Source organism: Peribacillus sp. RS7, from assembly GCF_041956845.1.
Lineage (GTDB): Bacteria > Bacillota > Bacilli > Bacillales > DSM-1321 > Peribacillus.
This window is the reverse complement of the sequence record NZ_CP168135.1, coordinates 5439009-5465131: the sequence shown is the minus strand read 5'-3', so window position 1 is coordinate 5465131 and position 26123 is coordinate 5439009. Positions and strand designations below refer to the sequence as shown.

Annotated in this window: 24 protein-coding genes and 1 pseudogene; 20 read left to right on the top strand and 5 right to left on the bottom strand. The window is 37.6% G+C overall.

Annotated elements, in window-relative coordinates; all coding sequences use genetic code 11:
- Nucleotides 1-114: 114 nt before the first annotated feature.
- Nucleotides 115-648 (top strand): SRPBCC domain-containing protein, encoded by a 534-nt coding sequence (locus ACDZ29_RS26970; RefSeq protein WP_289325519.1) that lies wholly within the window; start codon nucleotides 115-117, stop codon nucleotides 646-648.
- A gap of 185 nt (nucleotides 649-833) precedes the next feature.
- Nucleotides 834-1172: a VOC family protein gene (locus tag ACDZ29_RS26965; RefSeq protein ID WP_375089343.1), complete on the top strand. Its 339-nt coding sequence runs from the start codon at nucleotides 834-836 to the stop codon at nucleotides 1170-1172.
- A 266-nt stretch (nucleotides 1173-1438) separates the two neighbouring features.
- Here the strand turns inward: ACDZ29_RS26965 and ACDZ29_RS26960 are convergent, their stop codons facing one another.
- The 3 genes and pseudogenes from ACDZ29_RS26960 to ACDZ29_RS26950 all read right to left on the bottom strand — a co-directional run bounded on the left by ACDZ29_RS26960 (nucleotide 1439) and on the right by ACDZ29_RS26950 (nucleotide 3123).
- Nucleotides 1439-1570, bottom strand: coding sequence for a hypothetical protein (locus tag ACDZ29_RS26960; protein WP_375089342.1), 132 nt, complete (start codon nucleotides 1568-1570; stop codon nucleotides 1439-1441).
- A gap of 258 nt (nucleotides 1571-1828) precedes the next feature.
- Nucleotides 1829-1900, bottom strand: a pseudogene (locus tag ACDZ29_RS26955) (Tn3 family transposase); the annotation flags it as partial.
- 227 nt (nucleotides 1901-2127) lie between these two features.
- Nucleotides 2128-3123 carry a LacI family DNA-binding transcriptional regulator gene (locus ACDZ29_RS26950; protein WP_375089340.1) on the bottom strand — a complete coding sequence of 332 codons (996 nt, stop codon included), beginning with the start codon at nucleotides 3121-3123 and terminating at the stop codon, nucleotides 2128-2130.
- Nucleotides 3124-3406: 283 nt separating this feature from the next.
- Between ACDZ29_RS26950 and ACDZ29_RS26945 the strand changes: the two genes are divergently transcribed.
- The 12 genes from ACDZ29_RS26945 (at nucleotide 3407) to ACDZ29_RS26890 (ending at nucleotide 17471) form a co-directional block, all read left to right on the top strand.
- Complete coding sequence (locus ACDZ29_RS26945) at nucleotides 3407-4726, top strand: multi antimicrobial extrusion protein MatE (protein ID WP_370015563.1); 1320 nt, start codon at nucleotides 3407-3409, stop codon at nucleotides 4724-4726.
- 266 nt (nucleotides 4727-4992) lie between these two features.
- Nucleotides 4993-6600 (top strand): sensor histidine kinase, encoded by a 1608-nt coding sequence (locus ACDZ29_RS26940; RefSeq protein ID WP_375089339.1) that lies wholly within the window; start codon nucleotides 4993-4995, stop codon nucleotides 6598-6600.
- A gap of 8 nt (nucleotides 6601-6608) precedes the next feature.
- Nucleotides 6609-8180, top strand: coding sequence for a response regulator (locus ACDZ29_RS26935; RefSeq protein ID WP_375089337.1), 1572 nt, complete (start codon nucleotides 6609-6611; stop codon nucleotides 8178-8180).
- A 178-nt stretch (nucleotides 8181-8358) separates the two neighbouring features.
- Nucleotides 8359-9669: an ABC transporter substrate-binding protein gene (locus ACDZ29_RS26930; protein ID WP_375089336.1), complete on the top strand. Its 1311-nt coding sequence runs from the start codon at nucleotides 8359-8361 to the stop codon at nucleotides 9667-9669.
- Nucleotides 9670-9864: 195 nt separating this feature from the next.
- On the top strand, nucleotides 9865-10788 hold the full coding sequence (locus tag ACDZ29_RS26925) for a carbohydrate ABC transporter permease (protein WP_370017066.1): 924 nt from the start codon (nucleotides 9865-9867) through the stop codon (nucleotides 10786-10788).
- A gap of 18 nt (nucleotides 10789-10806) precedes the next feature.
- The gene (locus ACDZ29_RS26920; protein ID WP_370015557.1) at nucleotides 10807-11655 is read left to right on the top strand and encodes a carbohydrate ABC transporter permease; all 849 of its coding nucleotides are present in this window, start codon (nucleotides 10807-10809) and stop codon (nucleotides 11653-11655) included.
- A 27-nt stretch (nucleotides 11656-11682) separates the two neighbouring features.
- Nucleotides 11683-12804 carry a glycoside hydrolase family 105 protein gene (locus ACDZ29_RS26915; protein WP_375089334.1) on the top strand — a complete coding sequence of 374 codons (1122 nt, stop codon included), beginning with the start codon at nucleotides 11683-11685 and terminating at the stop codon, nucleotides 12802-12804.
- Between the two features lie 37 nt (nucleotides 12805-12841).
- The gene (locus ACDZ29_RS26910; protein WP_375089333.1) at nucleotides 12842-14137 is read left to right on the top strand and encodes a Gfo/Idh/MocA family protein; all 1296 of its coding nucleotides are present in this window, start codon (nucleotides 12842-12844) and stop codon (nucleotides 14135-14137) included.
- 92 nt (nucleotides 14138-14229) lie between these two features.
- A complete protein-coding gene (locus ACDZ29_RS26905; RefSeq protein WP_370015554.1) occupies nucleotides 14230-14877 on the top strand; it encodes a YesL family protein in 648 nt (215 codons plus the stop codon).
- A gap of 265 nt (nucleotides 14878-15142) precedes the next feature.
- Complete coding sequence (locus ACDZ29_RS26900) at nucleotides 15143-15985, top strand: fumarate hydratase (protein ID WP_375089331.1); 843 nt, start codon at nucleotides 15143-15145, stop codon at nucleotides 15983-15985.
- Between the two features lie 24 nt (nucleotides 15986-16009).
- Nucleotides 16010-16585, top strand: a complete 576-nt coding sequence (locus ACDZ29_RS26895; RefSeq protein WP_375089329.1) for a FumA C-terminus/TtdB family hydratase beta subunit — start codon at nucleotides 16010-16012, stop codon at nucleotides 16583-16585.
- A gap of 580 nt (nucleotides 16586-17165) precedes the next feature.
- Complete coding sequence (locus tag ACDZ29_RS26890; RefSeq protein ID WP_289325505.1) at nucleotides 17166-17471, top strand: NIPSNAP family protein; 306 nt, start codon at nucleotides 17166-17168, stop codon at nucleotides 17469-17471.
- 322 nt (nucleotides 17472-17793) lie between these two features.
- Here ACDZ29_RS26890 and ACDZ29_RS26885 read toward each other — a convergent pair whose 3' ends face one another.
- Nucleotides 17794-18015: a hypothetical protein gene (locus ACDZ29_RS26885; RefSeq protein ID WP_375089328.1), complete on the bottom strand. Its 222-nt coding sequence runs from the start codon at nucleotides 18013-18015 to the stop codon at nucleotides 17794-17796.
- Nucleotides 18016-18066: 51 nt separating this feature from the next.
- Nucleotides 18067-19899 (bottom strand): sigma 54-interacting transcriptional regulator, encoded by a 1833-nt coding sequence (locus ACDZ29_RS26880; RefSeq protein WP_375089327.1) that lies wholly within the window; start codon nucleotides 19897-19899, stop codon nucleotides 18067-18069.
- Between the two features lie 196 nt (nucleotides 19900-20095).
- Here ACDZ29_RS26880 and ACDZ29_RS26875 point away from each other — a divergent pair, with 196 nt between their 5' ends.
- The 6 genes from ACDZ29_RS26875 to ACDZ29_RS26850 all read left to right on the top strand — a co-directional run bounded on the left by ACDZ29_RS26875 (nucleotide 20096) and on the right by ACDZ29_RS26850 (nucleotide 25881).
- The gene (locus ACDZ29_RS26875) at nucleotides 20096-20299 is read left to right on the top strand and encodes a hypothetical protein (protein ID WP_375089326.1); all 204 of its coding nucleotides are present in this window, start codon (nucleotides 20096-20098) and stop codon (nucleotides 20297-20299) included.
- An 85-nt stretch (nucleotides 20300-20384) separates the two neighbouring features.
- Nucleotides 20385-21797 (top strand): purine-cytosine permease family protein, encoded by a 1413-nt coding sequence (locus tag ACDZ29_RS26870; RefSeq protein WP_375089325.1) that lies wholly within the window; start codon nucleotides 20385-20387, stop codon nucleotides 21795-21797.
- 47 nt (nucleotides 21798-21844) lie between these two features.
- The gene (locus ACDZ29_RS26865; RefSeq protein ID WP_375089324.1) at nucleotides 21845-22834 is read left to right on the top strand and encodes a DUF3445 domain-containing protein; all 990 of its coding nucleotides are present in this window, start codon (nucleotides 21845-21847) and stop codon (nucleotides 22832-22834) included.
- Nucleotides 22835-22846: 12 nt separating this feature from the next.
- Nucleotides 22847-23368, top strand: a complete 522-nt coding sequence (locus tag ACDZ29_RS26860; protein WP_375089323.1) for a hypothetical protein — start codon at nucleotides 22847-22849, stop codon at nucleotides 23366-23368.
- Nucleotides 23369-23373: 5 nt separating this feature from the next.
- Nucleotides 23374-24339, top strand: coding sequence for a 2Fe-2S iron-sulfur cluster-binding protein (locus ACDZ29_RS26855; protein ID WP_370015546.1), 966 nt, complete (start codon nucleotides 23374-23376; stop codon nucleotides 24337-24339).
- Between the two features lie 48 nt (nucleotides 24340-24387).
- Nucleotides 24388-25881 carry an aldehyde dehydrogenase family protein gene (locus ACDZ29_RS26850; protein ID WP_375089321.1) on the top strand — a complete coding sequence of 498 codons (1494 nt, stop codon included), beginning with the start codon at nucleotides 24388-24390 and terminating at the stop codon, nucleotides 25879-25881.
- The last annotated feature ends 242 nt before the right edge of the window (nucleotides 25882-26123 follow it).

Genomic DNA, 26123 nt, shown 5'->3' with positions numbered 1-26123 from the left:
AATCTTGTAGTTCCTGTCATTAGGATGATTATTTGCTTGAATGGAAGGAAAAGATTGACAATGTGACGAAATAGAAGGAATGATTTATTTCAAAAATAGGAAGGAGGAATTAACATGTCTGAAAACAAAATAACTGACAACATCACAACCAACGTAGAGGGTCGGGATCTCATCATGGAGCGTATATTTGTCGCGCCACGGGACCTTGTTTTTAACGCGTTTTCAAAACCTGAGCAGTTGGCTAGCTGGTGGGGACCGAAGGGATGGCAAACGGAAAATCGAGAGTTTAATTTTAAGCCTGACGGCGTTTGGCATTATTGCATGCGGTGCACAGATGAAAACCAAGGTGAATTTTATGGCCAAGAATCTTGGGGTAAAGCCGTCTATCAAGAAATTATTGTACCGGAGAAGATTGTCTTAACGGATATGTTTTCAGATGAAGAAGGCAACGCAGCCGAAAGTATGCCAGAAACACTGGTAACGATGACGTTTGTTGAACACGAGGGTAGGACAAAGCTCATCATGCATTCTCGATTCAATTCAGTCGAGGGTCTTCAGCAAGTAATGGAAATGGGGATAGTCGAGGGATGTGCTTCACAATTTTCCCGCCTCGACGACCTTCTAAAAAAGCGCCAGCAGATAAGATAATAAGTCAGGAGCTGTACCTCCTGCTTATGAACTAACGAGTGCGATTCTTCTTGAGAAGGATCGCTTTTTCTTATCATGCTAAGGGCAGGATGGCATGTGAAAAATTAACTATCTTAACGAGAGAGTCAAGATAAAAAATAAATGTAATACAATTAAAGAATACCTAAAAAGGAAGGGGTGAAAGAATGAAAATCAATCATTTGAATTTAACTGTTAATGATGTTACAGCTTCATGTGAGTTTTTAGAAACATATTTTGGATTGACATGTGAAGGAAGTCGAGGAGATGGGTTCGCCGCAATGAAAGATGATGATGGTTCCATATTGACTCTAATGAAAGGAAGCAATGTACAATACCCCAAGACTTTTCATGTTGGATTCATACAAGAAAATGAAGAACAAGTTAACAGTATCAATCAACGATTGAAAGATGATGGATTCAAAGTAAAACCTCCACAACACTTACACAGGTATACATTCTACGTAGAAGCGCCTGGAGGATTTAACGTTGAAGTACTGTGTTAACGAGTTACTTGGAGATAGATAATAAACTAAAAGTAGCTTGCTGTTGCTGTGGCAGCTTACTTACGGAATAAAGGGGCGGCAATAGTTTAACAAGGAATGTTAATAAAAACAAACCGGAGAGGGATATATTTATCTCTCTCCGGTTTGTTTATTGTAGGATGGTTAATTTCTTACCTAGGAAGTTATTTTTACCAAACTCAATATTAAGAATAAGAATCCCACTAATACGACGAATTGGATGCCCATTCCTGATATAAATAACCCACCTACAGCAGTACAAATTCAGGAGCTTCCGGTGCTGCAGACGTAATCCAATATTGACTAATATTATTTTCTATAGAAAATAATATTCCCCAAACCAAAACAATTAAAGCCATAGGTCCAGTGAACTGTCCCATTAAGAATAATAAGATGTAAACGGCCCCTGATGCGAAAGGAATGCCATGGTAAAGTTTGATGCAAATATGGAGGCAATGTTACCAAGAACGAAAACACCAAGTACAAATAATTACTGCCTTCTTGCGATTTATACCCGAGACCAATAACGGGAAAGTTTACCTAGATATAGCGTCAGCTAGTGCAAAGAGACCCACTAGAAACCCCGCTTTGAATACACTGACATGAAAGTGATCAGCAATTAAAGCAGACAGGTATCAAAGGTGAGGTGCAAACCGAAAACGAAGTAGATGGCTCAGTCCAAAAACCTGATCAGTAAAACCAGCTGTGTCTGCAATAGCTACACTTCTTATAGGATTTTAAGTTTCAATAATAGCAGACGAAAATAAATCAGTATGATTGGGATGAAAAGTACACGTATTATTTAGTTGATCAACTTAGAAGAGGGATTAATATTATTGATGAATAATGTTATTAGATAGAAAAAATGGGAAATTCAACTAGTTTATTAGAGTTTTAATAAGGATGACTATGTAGAAAAAAAGGATTTTATGTTAGTTCAATCCTTTTTTACTTGGGCACATGAGATTCTCTCTTTTAATTCAGGCTTAAGCTTTTGAATAAGTGGGACGGAATTAGGGTTTTGAATTTGTTGAAAAAGAGAGTCCGTTATTTTTTTTGCTAGAATTTCTACTGGTACACCAATACTTGTTAATGGAGTTTCTAGGTCTCCCATTTTTGGAATGTTGTCATAGCCAATAATAGAAATATCTTTTGGAATGATTAAGTTATTTTCCATTACAGCCCGGATAATCCCACCACTAATATCATAACTACCACCTATAATGGCAGAAGGGATTTTGGAAGACTGTAGTAGACGATTTGTTGCCCTATAACCATTTTGCCAATCAAGGCCACCAGTATTTATAAGTGATTGACCTATAATTTGTAAATTAAATTGTTTCATTGCTTCTAAAAAACCCGCATACTTTTCTGTTTGACGTGAATCATTTAGTGAAAAATCACCAATATATGAAATATCCTTGTGTCCTAATTTATATAGATACTCAACGGCAAGATACATGGCTTTTTTATAGTTTACATCTATATAAGGTATAGTGGTTTGATTATTACAATGCCCATAAGATATGATAGGGATTTTTGAAGATAATAAGTAGTCTATTTGGTTATCGTTTTCCTCAAAAATAATGATTCCGTCCACTTGAAACCGTTTAAATTTTTCAACTGCTGATTTAGTGGAATTGATTGATAAAATCATGGAATAGTCATTTTTTTCAATTTCAGCATTAATTTTTGTAACAAGTGTTGATAATGCAATTCTTTCTATAGAAGGCCAAACTAAACCAATTATTTTCGTTTCCTTTGAAACTAGTCTTCGAGCTGCAAAATTAGGTTCATATCCCATTTCTTCAGCAATTTTCAATATTTTTAATTTCGTTTCAAGTTTAACAAGTGGGCTATTATTTAATGCTTTTGAAACAGTAGAAAAACTAACTCCTGAAACATTGGCTATATCTTTAATAGTAGTTCCCAAATAATGATTCCCCCCCAAAAAAATAACCAGAAATAATAACATTGTTATTAATGATAAGGAAAAACTTTGTGAATAACAAGATAACCATGACTAAATAATTAAGATCATAAAAACTAATATGTTAAAAAGGATAAAATCATTTAGAAAGTGTATGAAAATTAATAATTCTGATTTTTGTGAAAAAAAGTATTTGTTGTTTTACTTATAGTCATGTATTGTTAATAACAACGTTGTTATTTTGTGTTTGAATAACCAATATTATAGAGAAAAGAGGTAATTTGCGTTGAAAAGCTTAAATAGCCAGGTTTCCTATAAGCAGCTTAGTGCTTTTTTTATTCCATTAGGATTTTCTGCCAGCTTAACATCTATAACACACCTCATTATTAATGGTACTTTAACACGCACAGAAGATGCCGCCTTTATTATTGCTTGCTATGCAGTAGCTTTTTCTCTTTTCCAAATTGTTGAAAGACCGATAATAGTGTTTAGACAAACAAGTTCAGCTTTAGTAAATGACAAACAATCTTTTAAACTTCTTGCTGTATTTTTTATGTATGTAATTGGAATCGTTCTATTGTTTTGTTCTATATTGGCATTTAGCAGGATAGGCGACTGGATGTATGTCCATTTATTTAATGCAGATGAAAATATGGTTCACACTATTTCACAAACCTTTAAAATTATCATTCTCGTATTAATATTTTCCGGGATACGTGGTATTTATCAAGGGATTATTATCAATCATCTTGAAACAAAGTGGATTACGATTGGGGTAATTGTAAGATTAGTTACCATGTTTGTTATCTCTTTTTTGTTAGTTAAGGTTGATTATGTAACGAGTGTTGCGGGAGCGGTTATTTTCTTAGCAGGGATGATCATTGAATGTCTCATTAGCGTATGGAAGGGCCATTTCCTTATTAAGGAATATCCGAGTACAACCGAATCCTCTAATTTACGAAAGTCTGATATCGTATATTTTTATACTCCATTGGTATTTTATTTCATTTTTCAAACGATGATGATTCCAATTGTTTATGTTTTTTTGGCAAAATCCGAAAATATTCAAATGGGAATCGCTTCCTTTGCTCTTGCACATAGTATCACGAACATGACTTTAAGTTTTTTTATGTATACACACCAGATTGTTTTGCAATTTTATGAAAAAAATAAAAAGAAAGTAATTAATTTTACTTTATTAATAGGTCTTACTCCCTCTATCTTACTTACAGTATTGTGCTTTTCACCATTAGGCAGTTGGTTTATGAAGGTTGCTATGGGGGCAGATCCAGTCTTAGCGGCAACAACAATTGGAGTTCTGAAATTCTTTATATTAAAAACGCTTATTTTTCCAATTGTAGACTTTCTTAATGGATTTCTTATGCTTCAAAGAAAGACAAAGCGTATGGTACTTTCTCAAGTAGTAAATCTAATAACGGTCATAATCAGTCTAGCTATCTTTCTATACTTCTTCCCAGAGTGGAATGGTATTAACGGGGCAATTGCTGCTTCATTAGGTGAAGTTGCAGGATTAGCTGTAGTATTTTCAATTGTTTATAAATTGAGCAATAAAAAAATCAAACAAAAGAAAAGAAAAGGTGCATAGGATAGGGAAAGGAGGTTAATTTTTACATAGCCTTCTGTTTTATTGAATAGGAAATTAAATAGTGCCCTTATACCATTGAAAAAGAGAAATTATGCAGTTATTATCGTAATATTAAGAAAAGTAGTAAAAATTGAGGGTTGATTATAATGAATATGAAATACTTTTTTTTTCACTTTAAAATAAAGGATAAGATATTTTCCATTATGTTGTTGTTATTAGTCGTATTTTGTTTGATAGGAATAATCGCATTTCATTATTTTTCAAGAATGTATGAAGAGCAAATTTACAAAGAATCAGCAAAAACCCTTCAATTATCTTCAGCTGTTTTAGATAATGAATTAAAAAAGATGGAACAACTATCCTTTCAGATTAGTACTGATAATTTTGTTCAAAATTCATTGAAGCAAATAATTAAGAACCCAAAAGTATTTGAAACCTATAGAACAAAAGACAAATTAATAGAGGGATTAGTTTCATTCGCAACCCAAGAAAGATATATATCTTCCCTTCAGATTATAGATAATCAGGGAGGAACCTACATAGCCGGGTATAATACAAAAATAAAACACAATGCAGAGGAAATTGTTCCCCTTGCCCTTTCGAAAAAAGGGACGAATGTATGGGATGGAATGGAAAATCAAAATAAGTTAACAGCAGCAAGAATGATCAGAGATAAAAAAAATTTAAGTCTAGAATTGCTAGGTACATTAATGATAACCATCGATATGGATAACCTCATTCGAGGGAGTTTAAAAATCCCCTCCGATAACGGTTTTGTCATTGTTAAAGACGATGAAATCGTTTATAGGAGTGATTTGAACGAATTAGAAAAACATAGTTTTCCGAAAGGGAGAAATGAAAGCGGTTACGAAATTATGGATATTGATGGGAAAGACTATTTAGTGGCATTTCAAGATTCGGAGTTTTCTAATTTAACATACTACCACTTTCTTCCTTATGACACTATTACTGAGCAAACTACTATTATCAAACACTGGATGGTTCTGTATTTATTTTTTATGATATTGCTTACGATTTTCTTGAGCAGAAGAGCTGCAAGTGCTTTATCTAAACCTCTAGAAGGATTAACCGAAAAAATGAAACAAGTCCAAAAAGGAAGATTTGAACCATCAGTATTTAGGGAAGGAAAGTATTCGAATGATGAAGTGGGACAATTACATAAAGATTTTCAAACGATGATCAATAAAATAAATGTTTTAATTAAAGAAAATTATGAAAAACTATTGATGATAAAGGAAACAGAGTATAAGGCATTGCAAGCACAAATAAATCCTCACTTTTTATACAACACCTTAGACTCTATTAACTGGATTGCAAAAATCAATAAACAACCCAAAATCTATATTATGGTTGAAGCATTAGGGAATATGATGAGAAATATCATTAGTAAAAAGGCCCCGCTTATTTCTATTAAAGAAGAACTGCAGATTGTTGAAAACTATATTACCATACAAAAATATCGATATCAGGAACGACTTCATTTCACTTTAAATAGCTTGACCGATATTGAACATTATCTTATTCCTAAACTGTCCATTCAACCCATTGTTGAAAACGCTATTCAGCATGGGGTGGAGGAATCCGAATCCGGATGTAGTATAACAGTCGATATTTATACTTTAGATAATGAAGATCTTCATATTGTTGTAGAAGATAATGGCCCAGGAATGAATCAGGGGACTATTACGTCTATCTTTAAGGGAGAAATTAAGCCAAAGGGCACCGGAATAGGATTACGAAATATCAATGATAGAATTAAACTCATGTTTGGCAGTTCTTATGGAATACAAATGGAAAGTGAGAAAGGGAAAGGTACGAGGGTCATTATCACATTACCATGTAGGATGGGGTGAAACATATCATGTATAAGGTACTGATAGCAGATGATGAAATTAATATCCTAGAGGGGATAGCGTCTCTTGTAAATTGGGAGAATTGTGGGGCAACTCTTATAAAAAAAGCACATAATGGACGGATTGCTTTTGATTTCATCCAGGAAAATCCTCCTGATATTGTGATTTCAGATATTAAAATGCCAGGGCTGAGTGGAGTTGAACTGATTGAAAAAGTTCACTCTATTTTTCCGCATATTAAATTTATTATCCTCTCAGGTTATGACGAATTTGAATATGCGAAAAAGGTCATGCAATACAATGTCAAGTACTATTTACTTAAACCGAGCAATGAATCAAAAATTGAAGAAGCACTAAAAAATGTTATAGATGAATTAAACAAAGAAAAAGAAAAGGAACAGGTGGTAACAAGTATAAAAAAAAACCTGCAAGATGTAATGCCTAAAGCGAAAGAGCAATTCCTTAAGGAGTTTATTACAAATAAAAAATGTGGGATACCTGAATGGGAATACTTCAGCCAATTATTTGAAATTAAAGTAACATCACAGAAGTTCAAATTAGTTGTTTTAGAGATTGATGAGGATGAAGGTCATGATTTTGAGAAAATTTTTGCCTTAAAGGAGATTGCTGTTGATCGTTTAAATAACAACTATACCATCCAACTTTGTACAATAATTGGTGAAAGAATTGTCATTTTGTGTGAAAGCTGTCCAAATCAAATACTGATAGAAAAAATTAAGAACGTAAAAGAAGTGTTTTCAACTATCTATAAATTGGAATTCACTACGGGCATAAGTAATGTTGGAAGTATTTATCAACTGCGAAGGCTTTACCACGAGGTTATCGATTGTCTATCACAGCGTTTTTATTTAGGAAATGGAAGTATTATAACAGTTAATGACTTGCATAAAGAAAAATTATATTTTGATAATATTCTATTGCTTGATCACGAGGATTTTATTTTTTCAATTAGAAGTGGGAATATTTCAGAGGTTAAACAATATTTAAATCAATTCTTTGAATATTTCAAAAAGGAAAAATATGACATTAACTTGGTGAAATCACATTGTTTAGAGATTTATATGAGCATCATAAGACAAGCAAAAAGGGAAATGATTGATGAACTGTTTCAACGAATCATTTATTTCAAAGACTTTTCGAATTTAGGCCAGTATAAAGATTTTATTGAAAGCATATGCGTAGAGATTGCACAAAATAATTATGATCACACCAAGGAAACACAAAGTGATGTCATACGAAAAGTGATAGAATATGTAGAAAAGAACATATCTGACGAGTCCATATCATTATCCAAGATTGCAAATGATGTTTTTTATATGAATCCAGATTATTTAGGAAAGCTTTTCAAGAAGGAGACAGGAGAAAAATTTTCTAGCTATCTGGTTAATCGAAGAGTGGAAAAAGCAATTGAAATAATAGGAAGCCAAGAAGAAGTTAAAATGATTACGGTGGCTGAAGAAGTTGGATTTGGGAATAATCCGGGATATTTTAGCAAACTATTTAAAAAACAAACAGGGTTTACACCTTCAGAATATAAAAGTAATTTGCTCCTAAGTTAGCTTGTTGAGTTGTAAAATAACTCAACAGTTTTTTTTTGTCAGAAAAATAAAAAGACCACTGATTTTTTCACATAGATATCTGAAAATTCTATTTTTTAGAAAACTCAGTTAATTTATTATTAATTTAGAAAGCGTTTTCAATAAAGCTTTCGAAATGAATAGGGAGGTTGGTTCCAGGATGAAAAAGAAAAATCTTTTATTTGTACTAATGATTATTTTTACATTAGTGCTCAGTGCTTGTTCAGGAAACAAAGCTTCAAATGATGCAGGTAATGAAAAAGAAAATCAGAAAGAAGATGGGTCTGAAAAGATTACCTTAAGAATGTCATGGTGGGGTTCTCAAAGTAGACATGACCAGACACAAGCTATTATTGATCTTTATGAGCAAGAAAATCCTAACGTTAACATTGTGCCAGAGTTTACAGGGTTTGATGGATATTTCGAAAAGATGGCTGCACAAGCCGCCGGGAACAACCTACCTGATATTATGCAACAAAATTTTGGTGAGTATTTAAATCAATATGCTGATAAAGGGCTATTGGCTGACCTTTCAGAATTTGTGGAAAATGGGACGATTGATGTAAAAGGTGTAAGTGAAACGATCATGGAATCCGGTACACAGGAAGGAAAGATTATAGGAATTCCAACTGGAGCCAACGCGCTGGCAGCTATTTATGATAAAGAAATGCTTGAAAAGGCAGGGACGGCACTTCCAGATGCAAATTGGACATGGGAGGATTTCTTGACCGCTGCAAACAAGGTTCACAGTGAATTAGATACTTATGGTACAAGACTTTTAGAGCCAGGAAATCATTTTGAATATTATTTAAGAGAAAAAGGCTTCAAGTTATTTAATGAAGATGGAACAGGATTAGGATATGATGATGACCAACTATTGGTTGACTTTATGGAAATGAATAAAACGTTAGTAGATTCTGGTGCAGCACCAGGATATGATGTGATTCAACAAATTAAGGGAGTTGAAGACGAACTTATCGTCCATGGGAAAGCTGCATTTGACTTCCGTTGGTCCAACCAAGTTGGAGCGCTTACGAGTGCTGCTGGTAAACAATTGGAATTAACACTTCTTCCTGGTAAGGGAAATGCACAAGGAATGTTTTTAAAACCTGCCATGCTATGGTCCATTCCAGAATCATCCAAGCATAAAGAAGAAGCTGCTAAATTCATCAACTTCTTTGTAAACAATATTAAAGTTTATGAAATTGGTGGTTCAGACCGTGGAGTTCCCCTAAAGCAAGAAATTAGAGACGCAATGGCATCTAACTTAAGTGAAACAGAAAAGAAAATATTTGATTACATTTCATTAGTTACTGAAAATAGCTCTCCAATTGATAACTTCCCATCTGCAGCTGCTGAAGTATTACAAGCATTGGCAGACATTGATGAGTTAGTTATTTATGGGGAAATGACTCCTAAAGAAGGTGCTAAGGAATTTAGAAAACAAGCGAAAGAGATTTTAAGCCGATAAGGAACAAAGTGGTCCTGGTCTCCATCTTCTTTCAGACCTCTTTTTTACAATACTCACTCACTTCTATTAAAAATTAAACTAGCAGTACGTAGATGCAACCTTTAAACGACTATATTTAATAAGAAAGAGATGAGGGTTATGATACCAAAAAAATCTGAACAGCATGACTCAGTTGTACATTTTCCAAACAAGAAAATTACTTATAATCCAGTGAAGATTTTAAAGTCCAGAAAGAAAAAATCGGGTTATGAAAATTTAACTGGTTATCTTTTTATCTCACCTTTCCTCATTGGATTAATGTGTTTAACACTCTATCCAGTTCTTTACTCTTTATATTTGTCTTTTACGGAATATGATTTGTTAGGAACACCCACTTGGACTGGTCTTGATAACTATCAACGTATGTTCACCAATGATGCGATGTTTTGGACTTCGATGAAGACTACATTCTTTTATGCAGGAGTTGCTGTACCTATTCGACTTGTTTTTGCCTTACTAGTGGCACTTGCACTAAATAAGATTACAGAAATGGTTGGATTGTATAGAACAATGTTGTACTTACCATCAGTAGTAGGTGGAAGTATTGCGATCTCTATCATGTGGAGACAGTTATTCGGAAATGACGGAGCTTTTAACTCCATATTAGATACATTAGGACTTCCGACCCATTCTTGGTTAGGTGACCCAGGTACGGCCATTTGGACTCTTATCGTTTTATATGGCTGGCAATTTGGCTCTTCCATGTTGATCTTTTTAGCTGGATTGCGAAATATTCCAAAAACATATTACGAAGCATCTAGTGTGGATGGGGCACGTCCCATCCAGCAATTTTTCAAGATTACATTACCTTTATTGACCCCGGTTATTCTATTTAATACTGTTATGCAGGTAATCAATGGTTTTATGGCATTTACACCAAGCTTTATCGTAACAAATGGGGGACCTATGAATAGTACAGTGTTGTTTGTTCTTTATATGTATAGAAGGGCATTTGAATTTTTCGAAATGGGCTATGGATCGGCAATGGCTTGGGTAATGTTAGTTATCATTGCTCTCCTTACTGCATTCATATTCAAAAGTTCAGATAAGTGGGTCCATTACGAAGGTGAACAAAAATAAAATAAGGAGGGTATGTTTATGAATACACAAAGTAAAAAGAAATTAAAAAAAGTTACACAACATGTCACGATGATACTCTTTACCTTACTCATGCTCTATCCTCTTGCTTGGCTGGTTGGCAGTTCTCTTAAAGAAAGTTCAACAGTCTTTGTTGAAGCACATAAAATTATTCCAGATGCATTTCACTTTGAGAACTATATTGAAGGTTGGAAAGGGTTTGGCGGAATTACGTTTACAACCTTTTTTACAAACTCGTTAGTTATTGTAATAATTTCCACAATCGGTAGTGTCCTTTCTTCTACTCTTATTGCATACGGCTTCGCACGTATTAATTTTGTTGGAAAAAAACTCTGGTTTGTTTGTATGATGCTTACCATGATGCTTCCATATGAAATGGTAATGATACCTCAATATATCATGTTTAATGGTTTTGGATGGATTGACACCTATTTGCCGCTTATATTACCAACATTTTTTGGTGCACCATTTTTTATCTTTTTAATCATTCAATTTATCCGTACGATTCCAACGGAGTTAGATCAAGCTGCAAAAATTGATGGATGCGGTACATTTGGAATATTTTTTAGGATTATATGCCCATTAGTGGTACCTGCTATGATGACTGCGGCGATTTTCTCATTCTATTGGCGTTGGGACGATTTCATGGGTCCACTGCTTTATTTAACAACACCTGAGAAATACCCAGTATCATTGGCCTTAAAATTATTTTCTGATCCAAACTCTGTAACGAACTGGGGTGCAATGTTTGCAATGTCAACCATTAGCCTTATCCCAGTATTCATTATCTTCTTTATTTTCCAACGTTATATCGTTGACGGGATTAGTACAAGTGGTTTGAAATCTTAAAATAGGAAACGAAGGAGTGGCTCAATAATGGTGTTAGTGAACAAGAGTGATAGACAAAAACAACTTCAAACCCCTTTGGACTGGGGGAAGGCGGCCTGTGATTCATTAATAGCAACATATACACCAGCACAACTTCCACCTGAAAATAGATGGCATTACCACCAAGGGGTATTTTTATATAGTATGTTGCAGCTTAATGAAATCATTGGCAGGGAAGATTACTTCCACTATATAAAAGGATACGTGGACAATATTATTGATGAGGATGGAAACTTTTATTTTAATCGTGAAGAGTTAGATGCTATTCAGGCTGGGCTATTACTATTTACATTAGACAAAGAAACCAATGATCCAAGATATAAAATTGCTGCAACAAAGTTGAAAAATATGTTTACAACATTTAATAGAACATCTGCTGGAGGCATTTGGCACAAGGATAAATACCCGTATCAAATGTGGTTGGATGGCTTGTATATGGGTGGTGTATTTGCCATGAATTACGGAAAAGAGTATGGTGCACCAGAATTACTAGAAATGGTGATTGAACAAGAAAGATTAATGAGAAAACATACGAGGGATGAAAAGACTGGTTTGTTCTATCATGCCTGGGATGAGAAAAGACAGCAGTCATGGGCTGACCCAGATACTGGAAAGTCACCCGAGTTTTGGGGAAGAGCAATCGGCTGGTATGGTATTACATTTAATGAGATTTTAGCATTCTTGCCAAAAGACCATCCTTCACGACCAGAAATTGTAAAAGCGTTACAGGATCTCATTACAGGACTTGTTCAATTCCAAGATGAAGATACTGGGCTTTGGCATCAAGTAGTTGACAAAGGTCATGACATCAATAATTGGCTGGAAACCTCTTGTGCAGCATTATTTGTTTATACCATTGCTCGTGCCATAAATGATGGTCATACGGATGAAAGGTTTAAAGAGTTTGCTATTAAAGGATATAGAGGTTTGTTAGATCGAATGGAGTTTAATGACAATGGATTGTTTTTAATGCCTGAAATTTGTATCGGTACAGGAGTAGGGGATTATCAGCATTATTTAGATCGCCCAACCTGTGAAAATGATTTGCATGGTGTTGGTTCTTTTATTCTAGCGTGTATAGAAATGCAAAAATTATTGCCTAAGCTGTAAAAAGGGATAATTTCAAATTAAGAATGGGGTGTAAATCATGAAAAAGTTTGCAGTTTGTGGTGTAAGTAAAAGAGCAAACGGGATGTTTATTAAACCGATTCTTGAAAAATTCTCCAAAACCAGTCAACTAGTTGCTTTACTAGACAAGGACCCAAAACGATTCAACGTTTGTAAGGAAGAGTTTCCGCAAATTCATGATGTACTAGAGTATTGTGATAATGAATTTGAAAAAATGGTATATGAAACAAAGCCTGATGTCATTATTGTTACGGGTAGAGATGATACACATGTCGAATATATTTTGAAGGCGTTACAACATGATTTAGATGTTATCACTGAAAAGCCAATGGCTACGACAGCAGCTGACTGTAAAAGAATACTAGAAGCAGAAGAGGATAGTAAAGGGAAAGTTACGGTTACATTTAATTACCGTTACAGTCCTTTCCACACAAAATTGAAGGAATTAATCCTTGAAGGGAAAGTGGGGCGGATTACTTCGGTTGATTTAAATTGGTATATTGATACCTACCATGGCTCTAGTTATTTCCAACGCTGGAATCGAAATAGGGAATTTTCCGGGGGCCTTTCCATTCATAAAAGCTCACATCATTTTGATTTAGTGAACTGGTGGCTTGATCAAAAACCTGTTGAAGTATTTTCCTTTGGTGCTCTCAATTACTATGGAAATAAAAGTGAGCATAATCCTGAAGAAGAAGACGGACGCTATTGTGTTACTTGTAACCAAAAGAGTCAATGCTCCTATTATAGTCGATGGAATTCAAGAAGCAATAGCTTAAACGTTCAAGACGATCATATCGATTCCGACGCCCGTCGAAGGAATGCGTATACGAATTACCGAACAGATCAATGTATCTTTGATTCAGATATTGAAATTGAAGACACTTATACTGCAACTATCAAATATGATAAAGGCGCCCTATTAAGTTATTCTATCAATTTCTCTTTACCATATGAAGGATACCGGTTAGTTATTAATGGTACAAAAGGACGTCTCGAAACGACAGAGTTTCATGCACCAGCCCGTGTCCCTTTTCCAGTCCCTGAGCAGACAATCGAGTATTTTCCACTCTTTGGTTCTAAAGAGACGATTCATGTTTTGAAAAGAGAAGGCGGACATGGTGGAGGAGATCCAGTTATTCAGGAAGATATTTTTCTGGGTGAAGATCCAACAAGACCTTACCCAATTCTTTCAGGAAGTGTAGATGGAGCCTATGCTGTTGCAACAGGTGAGGCTGTCTGGCGTTCTTCTAAAGAAAATAGGCCTATTTATATTGAAGAAATATTAAATGCCCCAAAAGTGAAAAATTCATAGAAAACTAAGTTCTGCAAAAGAGAGAGGCCTATTGGCTTCTCTGCAGAACTAAAATACGATCATGTTGAACATCATGGAAGGAGGAATGCGAAATGGAGATGAGCCGACTATTAACGGGAATCTATAATCTTTGTAAATGGATCACACATTTTGCGTATTTAAATCTTTTATGGATCATTTTCACTTTATTAGGTGGAGTCATTTTAGGGATTATTCCCAGTACTGTCGCAATGTTTGCAATTGCTAGGAAAACTGCAATGGGTGAAGAGGATATTTCAGTCATTAAAACGTTTTGGAGTACGTATCGAACAGAATTTATTCGGGCAAATGGTTTGGGTCTCAAAATAACGCTCATAGGTTTTTTTTGGTATTTTGACTTATATTTCTTTCGCCAATTTGAAGGTACTTTTTACACCATTATGAATTATCTTATGATCTTGATTGGTATGGTATATTTTATGACTCTTCTATATATTTTCCCGGTTTTTGTTCATTATGATTTGAAGGTCTATCAATATGTGACTCATGCTCTAAAAATTGGGTTTTTACGACCAACTACGTTAATCTTTATGCTTATCGGTAGTCTATCCACCTATTATTTCTTTAGTTATTTTACAGGGTTGATTCCATTTTTCGGGATAAGTTTTTTTGTTTATTTTAACATGTGGGTTGCATATAAAAGCTTTGAAAACTTTGAGGTTGTCCGATCTAAAGAGAAGAAATTCATCTGTGCAGACTAAGGTGCAGGATAGTGAAAGAAGATCACCGCAAAATAAAACTTTAATTAGAGAGTATCAAGTTTCAATTTTTGATCTAAGTAACGGGATATAATAATTGGAAATTATCATTTTGGCTGGAGCTGAGTCATTCTGGATAAAACCGTGTAAACAAAGGAATTTGTTCATTTTTTTGAGAGATAAATGTAAGCTGCGGCAATGTTAGCACGGATATTGCATCTTAAGATAATGGATAATGAAAGTCAAAAAATATAAGGGTGGTTAAAGCATGAGAAAGGTTTCCGTTGATCAAATTCGTGACACAGTTGCAACACTTTGCTGGGAGGCATGTTACAACCTGCCAGAGGACATTGTAGAAGGATTTTATAAAGCGAGAGAATCCGAACAGTCGCCGTTAGGAAGATCCATTATTGAGCAGCTCATTGAAAACGCTCAAGTGGCCGCAACAGAAGATCGGCCGTACTGCCATGATACAGGATTGACGGTGGTTTTTGTTGAATTGGGGCAGGAAGTATACATTGAAGGTGGAAATTTTGAAGAGGCAATCCACGAAGGAATTCGAAAAGGCTATAAAGAAGGCTATTTGCGCAACTCCATCGTCGGAGATCCGTTACTCCGAAAGAATACAAACGATAATACGCCGGGTGTGATACACACCAGAATCGTTGCCGGAGACCAAATTAAATTAACGGTTTTGCCAAAAGGCGGCGGAAGTGAAAATATGAGCGCCATGAAATTTCTGCTTCCAGGAGAGGGAGCAGAGGGGGTCAAGAAGTTTGTGCTGGACACGATTGTAGCAGCAGGTGGAAAAGCGTGTCCGCCGATTGTGGTTGGTGTTGGGATTGGTGGGAGCTTTGATAAAGTAACGGAAATAGCTAAGAAAGCGATCTTGCGTGATATCGGCAAGCACCATTCTGAAACACATATTGCGCAACTAGAAAAAGAATTACTTGAAGAAATTAACAAGACAGGTATTGGTCCACAGGGACTGGGCGGAACAAATACAGCCTTATGGACGTCTGTGGAAACATACGGATGTCATATCACTGCACTACCGGTAGCGGTTAATATTCAGTGTCATGCAGCAAGAAAAAAATCCTACATTCTTTAAATCCAGAAAAGAAGGTGCTAAATATTGGCTAAAATAACCTTGCAAACACCCCTTACTCAGGAAGATGCCCTCCGTTTACAAGCGGGAGATGAAGTCTTTTTAAATGGAGTGATTTATGTGGCTAGAGATGCTGCCCATAAGCGCTTCCTTGGGCTTCTTGAAAAAGATCTTCCTCTACCGATTGATTTGCGAAATCAAATTATTTTTTACGCGGGTCCAACTCCTCCTAAGCCCGGGCAGATTATCGGCTCGATAGCCCCGACGACAGCTGCGCGCATGGACCCTTATGCGCCGGCCATGTTTGAATATGGTGTGAAAGGTGTAATTGGCAAAGGGCCTAGAGGTCAATCTGTGAAAGATTCATGCCAAAATGAAAAAGCGGTTTGTTTTTCTGCCATTGGCGGACTATCTGCCCTCTTAAGCGATAAGATACAAGCAGCGGAGGTAGTAGCGTATGAAGATCTGGGGCCGGAGGCTGTCCGTGAACTTGTTGTCAAGGATTTCCCTGCTTTAGTTGTCTATGATACACATGGAAATGACCTTTATGAACAGGAGATTGCAAAGTATCGAACGATAAAACGGAGACTATCTACCATTTAACTATGCTTGAAGTGAGAGTTTCTCAGGAAGTCTCTTCTAAACGATATCCTTGAAAATAATTTTTAAAATACAAGTTGAGTTTTTAATCAGTTGTTCATAATCTAAAACCTGCAAAATTTCTCCAGAAGATATAAATGAATCCTTATTGGAAGGATGTAGAATTTTTAGGATAAATGAGGGGAGTAATTATTTAACGTTAATGTATATGATAATATTTCAAGGGTAATAGAAAGCATTGGAACTCATTGTTTAAAGAGACAGGATAAAACATCTGTACTGAAAATAGAGCAGATGAAGGCGGTACTTCTTTTAATGGACTTATAGGTAAGGATATAGAATGGATGTTATCAACTGAGTTCGAGAATGAGATGGTTTTTGAAGTTTTTGGTAATGGGGAATTTTGTAATTTTGTTAATACAGAATAAAGAAATATGAATGTAACGATTATTATTCAACTATCAGGTGCTTTACTTCAATCAGATAGTGCTTCGGTTGCTCTTTTTTCTAATGGAACAACAAGGGAGGTTAGTAGAATTATATGTTATGATGGAAAAAAATAGATTTTCTTGGGGGGATTAAAATGGTTACATGCTATCTGAAATATGTTCTTGACCCTTATAAAATAAATGAGTTCGAAGAATACGGTAAGATGTGGATTCGATTAGTTAATAAATTAGGCGGTGCACATCAGGGGTATTTCCTCCCGCATGAGGGTGCTAATAATATTGCTTATGCATTATTCACTTTCCCAAGTTTAGCAGCATATGAAGAGTACCGAGTAAAAATGGCATTGGATGCAGAATGTCAAGAAGCATATAAATTTGCAGAAGAGACTAAATGTATTTTAAGTTATGAGAGAAGCTTTATGCGTCCTATATTCGAATGAACATACATTAAATTTGAAAAATATTCTATCCAAACCTTGTTAAGCTAACAGGTGCTATACTTCAATATCCGGGGTTGCTGCTGCAACCTTTTTCTTATGCAACAAACGGCTCTTTACTTCAATAAGGAAGGTTGCTAGGCAGCCTTTTTTATGGAACTAACGTGGCAGTATAGTTGAAAATATAAACTCCAACTATGAAAAGATAATGATATATTCCATCTAGCTCCCTAAATCCTTCTAGTAGTATCATAGCTTCACATGTAATACGTGATCATTGTTCCGATCAGCCTTGTCGCGTGTATACAAGTAGGGGGTGAACCGTTTACCTGACGGGGTCCAAGCCCCACGGGCAGGTACGTTCTACCATATCACCTATATAAGCGTGGTCATATGGAAAAACCAGTTGGATCCGGATAATGGCGGGCGTTAATGCCATTTTAATTCCTTCATAATCTTCATAATGTAAATGAAAAGAAAATAACGAAAAAGCTGAATGCAAAAGCCCGCTCAAGACGGCCCCTGTAATCAGCTTTTTTATATTCACTATAGCATCCAGCCGGTTTGAAATAATTCCGGCATGACTGCATCCTGAATTTCAAACATGTATATTGAGTTGCTTACGTAGACGCTGCATTTCAGAATTGAAATAGGCTTTACTGTAATCACATCCGACAATGGCAACTATATTGCCGTCATCATCAATTATTGGCGCAAAGCTCGTTTTCCACTCACCGTACCGGTCTTCGTAAATGGGAGTAACACCCGCTTTCCCATTAAACGCCTGGTAAGCGACATTTACCATTTCCGGAGGACCGATATATTCTTCCCCCGGTTCAATTACAAAGCCTTTGTCTGCAACGAGGTGAATCAGACGTCCATCCTCTGTCATGATAAATATGAAAACCCATTCAATTACGCCTTCTTTTTCTTGAATCAGGGTAAGCTTTTGTTTCAATTTTTGGGAATGGGAAGTTTGCCGGTTCATATTTTTTTGTAGACTGATAACCTCATCAGCTGGAATGATAGCTGCAGTTACAACGGCAACGGAACGAAGCCGCTGATTTATTTGTTCTTCTAAAATGGCCCGTTTATTCACTGGTGAAAAGCTTGCCTCTTCAATTTTATTACGTAATTTTTTATATTTCCTGCTCATCGTCGGCTGGCTGACTTCCAGTACCTTTGCCGCTAGTTTTAATGATTTGTATTGTTCCATTGCCATGTTGATCAGTTGTTCCTCCACAAGGTCGACTGCTTCTTGCAACGGCATTAGAAAATCGATGACAGGTATTGAAGTGGGTTTGGGCCCTTTAAAAGGAAGGACCTCTTTAACCAAAGCAACATCCACTTCCGGTACTCCGCTTGTAATCACAAGCCTTTCAACTGTATTTTCAAGTTCGCGCACGTTACCGGGCCATTGATAGATACATAGCAAGTCGATTGCATCCGGGGTGAAGGCTACCTTTCGTTTGTATAGCGTATTGTACTTTTGTAAAAAAAATTGAACCAGATGGGGGATTTCATCTACACGATTCCTAAGCGGCGGAAGATGGATAGGTACGACATGAAGACGATAATATAAGTCTTCTCGAAATTCACCTTTTTTCACCATTTTTTCGAGTGATTTATTTGTTGCGGCAATCACTTGAATATCAACAGGGTGTGAGGTCGTACTGCCAATTGGGGTGACAACGCGTTCCTGAAGGACTCGAAGCAGTTTTACCTGTACGTTAGGCGGTAACTCGCCCACTTCATCCAAGAATAAGATACCCTTATGTGCAAGTGTGAATTTCCCCTTGGCCCCGTCTTTCCTTGCGCTGGTAAAAGCCCCTTCTACGTAGCCAAACAGTTCGCTTTCAATCAAGTTTTCCGGGATGGCGCCGCAATTGACTGGTATAAACGGTCTGTCGCTCCTGTTACCCATATTATGTATGGCCCTGGCAGCTATTTCCTTTCCGACACCGGATTCCCCCAATAAAAGGACTGTTGCGCTGACATCACAGACCATTTGCATTTTATGAAGAACGTCTAGCATGGGTTTACTGCGGATCACAAATGGAAAAGATGGCTTTTTCGCTTCCAATAATGGCCCCGATTGCCCCACTGATGTATCTGGGTAAGAGTCTTTAATTTCTTTGTAGGCCCAGACCCATGCCCCTGATTCAATCGGGTATGCCGTCACCAGCACCTCTGTACCCTGCCATGAGGACTGCATGAAACTTTTTTTTTCATTTTTGCCCATTACCTCTTCTGCCAAACTCGTAGAAAATAAATCTTGTTCAACATCTTTGATAGAACCACCGACATTAGCGGATTTGACTGTATGGAATAAGGAGTTCCTTGTTCCGGTCGACTTCAAAATGGTGCCATTTTTATCTGTCACAATAAGCTGATCGTAAATAGACAAGAGTGCAGAGGTGAAGTGATCCATTTATGTCTACCTGCCTTTCATTAAACTTCCTAGATTCAATATTACAGAAGTTTCACAATTGTTCAATAGTTTCAAAAATGAATATTCTTCCTATTGAAAACCTTGTAAGCATAGTGTTTCTGATTGGCATGGTTATTGCAACAAAGTAAAGAGAAGGGACTAAAAAGCATGATTTGCAAAGGAGGGAGAAGCTATTTTGAATAAAGAGAATCAGTTTCAACAGAATATCAATTCAGAAGATCCCTTTATTAAAAGTTTATATTCAGATTTGAATGAGCGGATCATTGCGTATGAACAGGAAGATGCCGTGAAAATCGACAAAATGAAATGGAAGGATGCGACAGGCTCTATTTTTTTCATGATTTTAATCATTGTCTACCTGATCTATTCACTTGTTTAAAGTAGTTTTGTTTAGAATCCCCAGAACAATAACAGCCTTATTTCCAAGCAACGCAATCATTATTTTATAGTTGGGAGAGAAGCGTGTGAGTAAAGAGAATTCCTCCATTTCAAAGGATGTGGCCTTTGGCTTTTTACCGGCAAGTAAAAGTGACCGGATTTTTAACCTTCGCGATTTAATTTTAGTCCAGGTTGTTATTGGCCTCTCATCTTTTGGGCTGTTAACTGGTGGATACACAGGTACAATGCTTGATGCGAAGCAGTCACTTGCAGCGATTTTATTCGGTAACGCCTTCCCAATGCTGTTGATTGTTCCCATTACCCTGTATTTTGCGCGTTATGGCATAGACACTTTTGTAGGGTTTCGAAGTTCACTAGGGTATATCGGATCCAATATCTTTTTCTTTGTTTTCCTTATTTTGACTCTCGGCTACATTTCCATTGCGCTTTTCATGTCTGGCCAGGCGTTAGCAGAGGCTGCTAATTGGATGGGGATGCCCGCCATTTTCTCAAGTCAAGCAACGGGAGCGCCGTTTTTCTCAATTTTACTCTTTATCTGTGCATTTCTTGTAACGGTGAGGGGACCGGTAGCGATTCAAAAATATACCGCAGTAGCCGTTCCGGTTTTTATGGTTCTCATGTTTGGCCTTCTCGCAATAGTCTTGTTTGGACAGGGATTCACGAAAGTTGCCAATATACTTCCTTCTGAGCCGTTTGAAACGACTTCCCGTTCATTCGCGACTGCCTTGGAATTAAACATCGGTCTCGGCTTCTCATGGCTTCCATATCTTGGCCAATACAGCCGTTTATCTAAAACCGAAGGAGGAGCATTTAAAGCAGGATTCTACAGCTATGGAATCATCGTCAGTATCGCTGCTTTAGTTGGGGCCCTTGCTGCATTAGTCACTGGTTCACTTAATCCTTCTGACTGGATGTTTTCAATCGCAGGAAGTTGGGGCGGTTTCATTGGCTTGATTTTACTTTCGGTAGGGAATGTCGGTGCAGCCATTTTCCTTATGTACTCACAAGCTGTCAGCTTTAAAACTGTATTCCCTAAAAAGTCATGGATGATAGCGATGGGTACAACCGTACCAACTATATTCTTACTTTTAAGCTCAACGTTCTACGATGCATTTGGTTCATTCATTGCTGTCATTTCTTTTATTATGGCTGTTCTTGGCGGCATTGTCGTTGCAGATTACTTTTTTGTAAAGCGCCAACGCATTTCAATAAGGGATTTGTATGATACGCAAGGCTCTTATACCTATTGGAAAGGCATTAACCCGTCTGCAGTTCTCACAGTGGTTATTGGAACGATCGTATACTGGGCACTCTATAATCCATTGACTTTTGAAGCAAGTGACTTTTTCCTTTATTCGGCTGCCGGAATTCCCACATACTTTGTTGCTTTAGTCACCTACTATGCATCTTCTAAATACCTTTTCCGTTTTGAAGTTGACATGGAGCGTCCATCCGTTGAATTAAAGGAAGCTAAATAGAAAAAAACGCACTTAAAAGAATCTAGGGAACGAGAGGAGATTGTTCAATGTTTACACAAAGCTTAGATTTCAAAACAACTGATTTAGATACATTCCCATTTCCATTCACTTCAGGTAACTATCGTTATTCAAACGACTTGAAACGACTCTCAAACATTAACTGTATCGAAGTCACACCAGAATACAAACTCCAAGTAGAAACGAAGCGTCGTCTCCTTCAAGAACAGCCGTATATAAGGTTTCAATCTTTTTCACACACATTAGAAATGCAATGGGAGGTACTGGAAATGCTTGTCGACATGGCAACCGATCGCTATCCGGAGCATTTCGAGGTCATTAAAGATGGAGACAACTGGACTTTCAAAAACCACATCTTCGGGGAATCCGATTCATTCGTATATGGCGATGCCAGCACGCTTCCAAATGAGCCGCTTGATTATATAGGCCGCCATTTCCACAATGATTTTGTGTTAATGGTTCATCGCGATAGTAATTTCTATTTGGAAGTGGGGCAAGTTTCATACGCCGCGCTCTTCTCAGCTAACTGGAATAAAGGCATGTCCTTTGATGAAATCCATGCACCAGTTCCATTTGTATCGCGGAAAGGCGACGAACTGGCAGATCGCGTTCGTAAGTTTTTATTATCCATTGAGCCAGGAAAGCCATGGACACGCATCAACTGGAACCTGATGGCGGACCGTTGGGATGTCAACTATGAAACGATGGATGTATGGGGACCGCAGCGTTCTGGGATAACACCAGAAAATGCAGGTAAACTTGTTCGTTTGCGTGTTGAAGAACAAAAGTTTTATCGCATGCCACGAAGCAACGCCATTCTATTCGTATTGAATACGCAGTTCCTGCCACTAGAGGATTTGGCATTGCGCCAGGAGTGGTTTGATCTGACATATAGCGTACTGCAGGATATTCCGGAACCTATGGCTGAATACAAAGGGATTGCCCCGTTTCTTCCACAATCGGTTGAATATTTGAGGCGTATTGATGAAAAACAAAAAGCGAAGATAAACAAAAAGTAGGGGGATAGGGCCTTGTACAATAGTCCAGTATTGTTTGATAAATCCATTACGATCGTAAATCAATTTACTCCTCGGAATGAACGAAGGAATTTTGTCATCATTTCTGATCAAGCCGGATATGAAAAGGCGAAAAGTTTCACTTCTGAAATTGCAGGTACAGTACCTTTTGAAGGTCTTTCCATTAACGGAATGGAAGATAAAGAGGAGATTAAGAGAGTCATTTTGTCACAAAAGATGGGCACCCAATTTTATATTGCGGCTGCATGGAACAATGCCGTTATGGTCTTCTCGCTGGGAGTAGAAGCTGGTCTATCTGAGGATGAGATCCAGACGGTGATTATCGGGCCTAAACGAAGGTACGTATATTGCATGAAATGTTTCGAAGTGTCGGAAGTCGCAGAAGAAGCAGAGATTGCAGAATGTGACCAGTGCAGAGCCAGTCTTGAAATAGGTCCTTTTTATTCAATCGTACGGGAAGGTTATATTGGTTACCCATTCATCCCAATCGGAAAAGAAGAAGAAGTAGGGAGCTGATCATCATGCGGGTAGTAGGGAATATTCAAATGAAAGTAAACAAGATCATTCAAGAAACTCCATTCGTGAAACAGTTCGAGTTGATACCAGTTGATGGAAAACCGTTGCCTGCATTTACAGGCGGTTCGCATTTGACCACTTTCATGCCAGCGGAAGATACGATATTCGAGAGAGAATACTCCATCATCAGCAATCCAAGAGACCGCAAAAAATATGCAATTTCCATTCGTCGTGACGAGGCGTCTCGCGGAGGTTCCGCTTTCTGGCATGATCATGTAAAGAAAGATTCCAGGTTGGAAGTCAGTTTCCCTAAAAACAACTTTCCTCTAAGCTTTCGAGCTAAGCATCATGCTTTTTATGCAGCTGGAATCGGCATCACCCCATTTTTGGCAATGATGGAAGACATGGCTGCCGAAGGGCAAACCTTCGAACTCCATTATGCAGCACGCACACCGGAGTTATGTGCTTTTTATGATCTGTTGAAAGCCAAATATCCTGATCAATGTACATTTTATTTTTCGCAGGCAGAAGACAAACGCAGAATGTTGCCTGAGACGATGATGGATCATCGCATTGGCACACATGTATATTTTTGCGGACCCCTAGAGATGGTACAAGAGTATCGAAAAGCTGCAAGTTCATATGGGTACCCGGAACATGCGATCCACTTCGAATTATTTGCGACAAAAAATGATGGACCGCAAGATCCTTTCATTGTCGACCTTACAGACAGCGATCGGTCCATCAACGTTCATGAGGGTGAAACATTGCTTGAAGCCCTTTTAAGGGAAGGAATAGATGCACCTTATTCTTGTAAAGTGGGCGGTTGTGGAAGTTGTGAAGTAGATGTAGCAGAAGGGGAAGTAGACCACCGGGATAACTTCCTTAGCGAAGAAAACCGTCAAACACGCAACTCAATACTGACATGCTGCTCACGTGCGAAGGACGACAGACTTGTTTTAAAACTTTAATCATTCTGTATAGGTAAAAAAAAATAATGTAAACCGGAGGCATAAAACATGACAATTTTAGAAACGGCAGTTTTAGAGCTAAAAAATTACATCGACGGTAAGTGGCAGTCCTCATCTTCAAATGAAGTAATCCCGGTAATTAATCCTGCAACACAGGAAGTCATTGCAAGGGCACCGCGTGCCACCAAAGAAGATACAGAAATGGCAATCTCAGTTGCGAAAGCAGCTTTTGAAAGTGGAGTATGGTCAGGCCTAACAGCACAGGAGCGTGCTTCCTACCTATATAAAATCGCGGATAAAATTGATGAACGTGCGGAAGAGTTAACGATTCTTGAAACAATGGACAACGGGAAACTTAAAGCAGAGGCAGGTTTCGATATTGCCGATGCAGCCGCGTGTTTCCGTTACTATGCGGGCTTAATCCTTCATCCTGAAGGGGAAACTTACCAAGTTCCCGCTCCCGTTCAAGCGATGGTTGTTCGCGAGCCAGTAGGAGTAGCCGGTTTGATTGTACCATGGAATTTCCCTCTTCTAATGAGTGTCTGGAAAATCGCACCGGCCCTTGCGGCAGGTAACACCATTGTGTATAAACCGGCTGAATTGACTCCTGTTACAGCTATGAAATTATTTGAAATCCTTGAGGAAGTGGGCATCCCTAAAGGTGTGGCCAATATGGTGATGGGCCGCGGGACTGTTGTCGGTCAATCAATTGCAGAAAGCAAGGATGTTGACATTGTTTCGTTTACAGGAAGTACAGATGTTGGCCGCGCAATCATGAAAGCGGCTGCGGGCAACTTAAAGAAAATTTCCCTAGAACTTGGCGGTAAATCACCTAACATCGTTTTTGCAGATGCAGATTTAGAGACGGCCGTCGATTACGGATTGTTTGGCATCTTCTTCGGTGCCGGCCAAGTTTGTTCATCAGGTAGCCGCATTCTTGTTGAAGAAAGTATTTATGATGAATATGTAAAACGCTATGTGGAACGCGCGAATAAAATCAAAGTAGGACCTGGCCTTGCGGAAGACAGCCACATGGGGGCAATTGTCAGCGAAGCACAAATGAATAGCATTTTGAACTATATTGAAATCGGCAAACAGGAAAGTGCGACACTTGCAGCAGGCGGTTACCGTCTTGTTGATGACGGTCTTGACAAAGGATTCTTCATTGCACCGACTGTCTTCACTGATGTAACGCCTGACATGCGCATCGTACAAGAGGAAATCTTTGGACCAGTAGTTGTCATCCAAAAGTTTAAAGATGAAGAAGAAGCTATTAAACTTGCAAATGATACAGACTACGGCCTTGCAGGCGGCGTCTTCTCTAACGACGGGGCAAAAGGACTGCGAGTGATCAAGAAGGTACGGGCAGGCATCACCTGGGTAAATGATTATCATCCAACCTATGTCGAGGCGCCATGGGGAGGTTACAAACAGAGCGGTATTGGACGCAGTTTAGGAAAATACGGCTTGGATGAATACCAGGAAATTAAACAAATCAACATTAATCTCGATGTAAAACCGGTTGGTTGGTTTCCAAATTAATCATAGAATTAGAGAGAAAGCAATTAACTTTCCATATTCAAATCAAAGAACCTAATCCAAATATGGATTAGGTTTCAGTTTGTAACAAAAGGGGTGCGGAATTAAAAAATTCCGCACCCCTTTTGAAAATTTCCTTTGAAATTTTGGCCCAAGGTTAATCAATGGCAGTCTCAATTTTACAAACCAAATGGTTCGCTGGCATCGGTTGGTCTAAAGTAATCATTTCAAGTTGATCTCGCTGA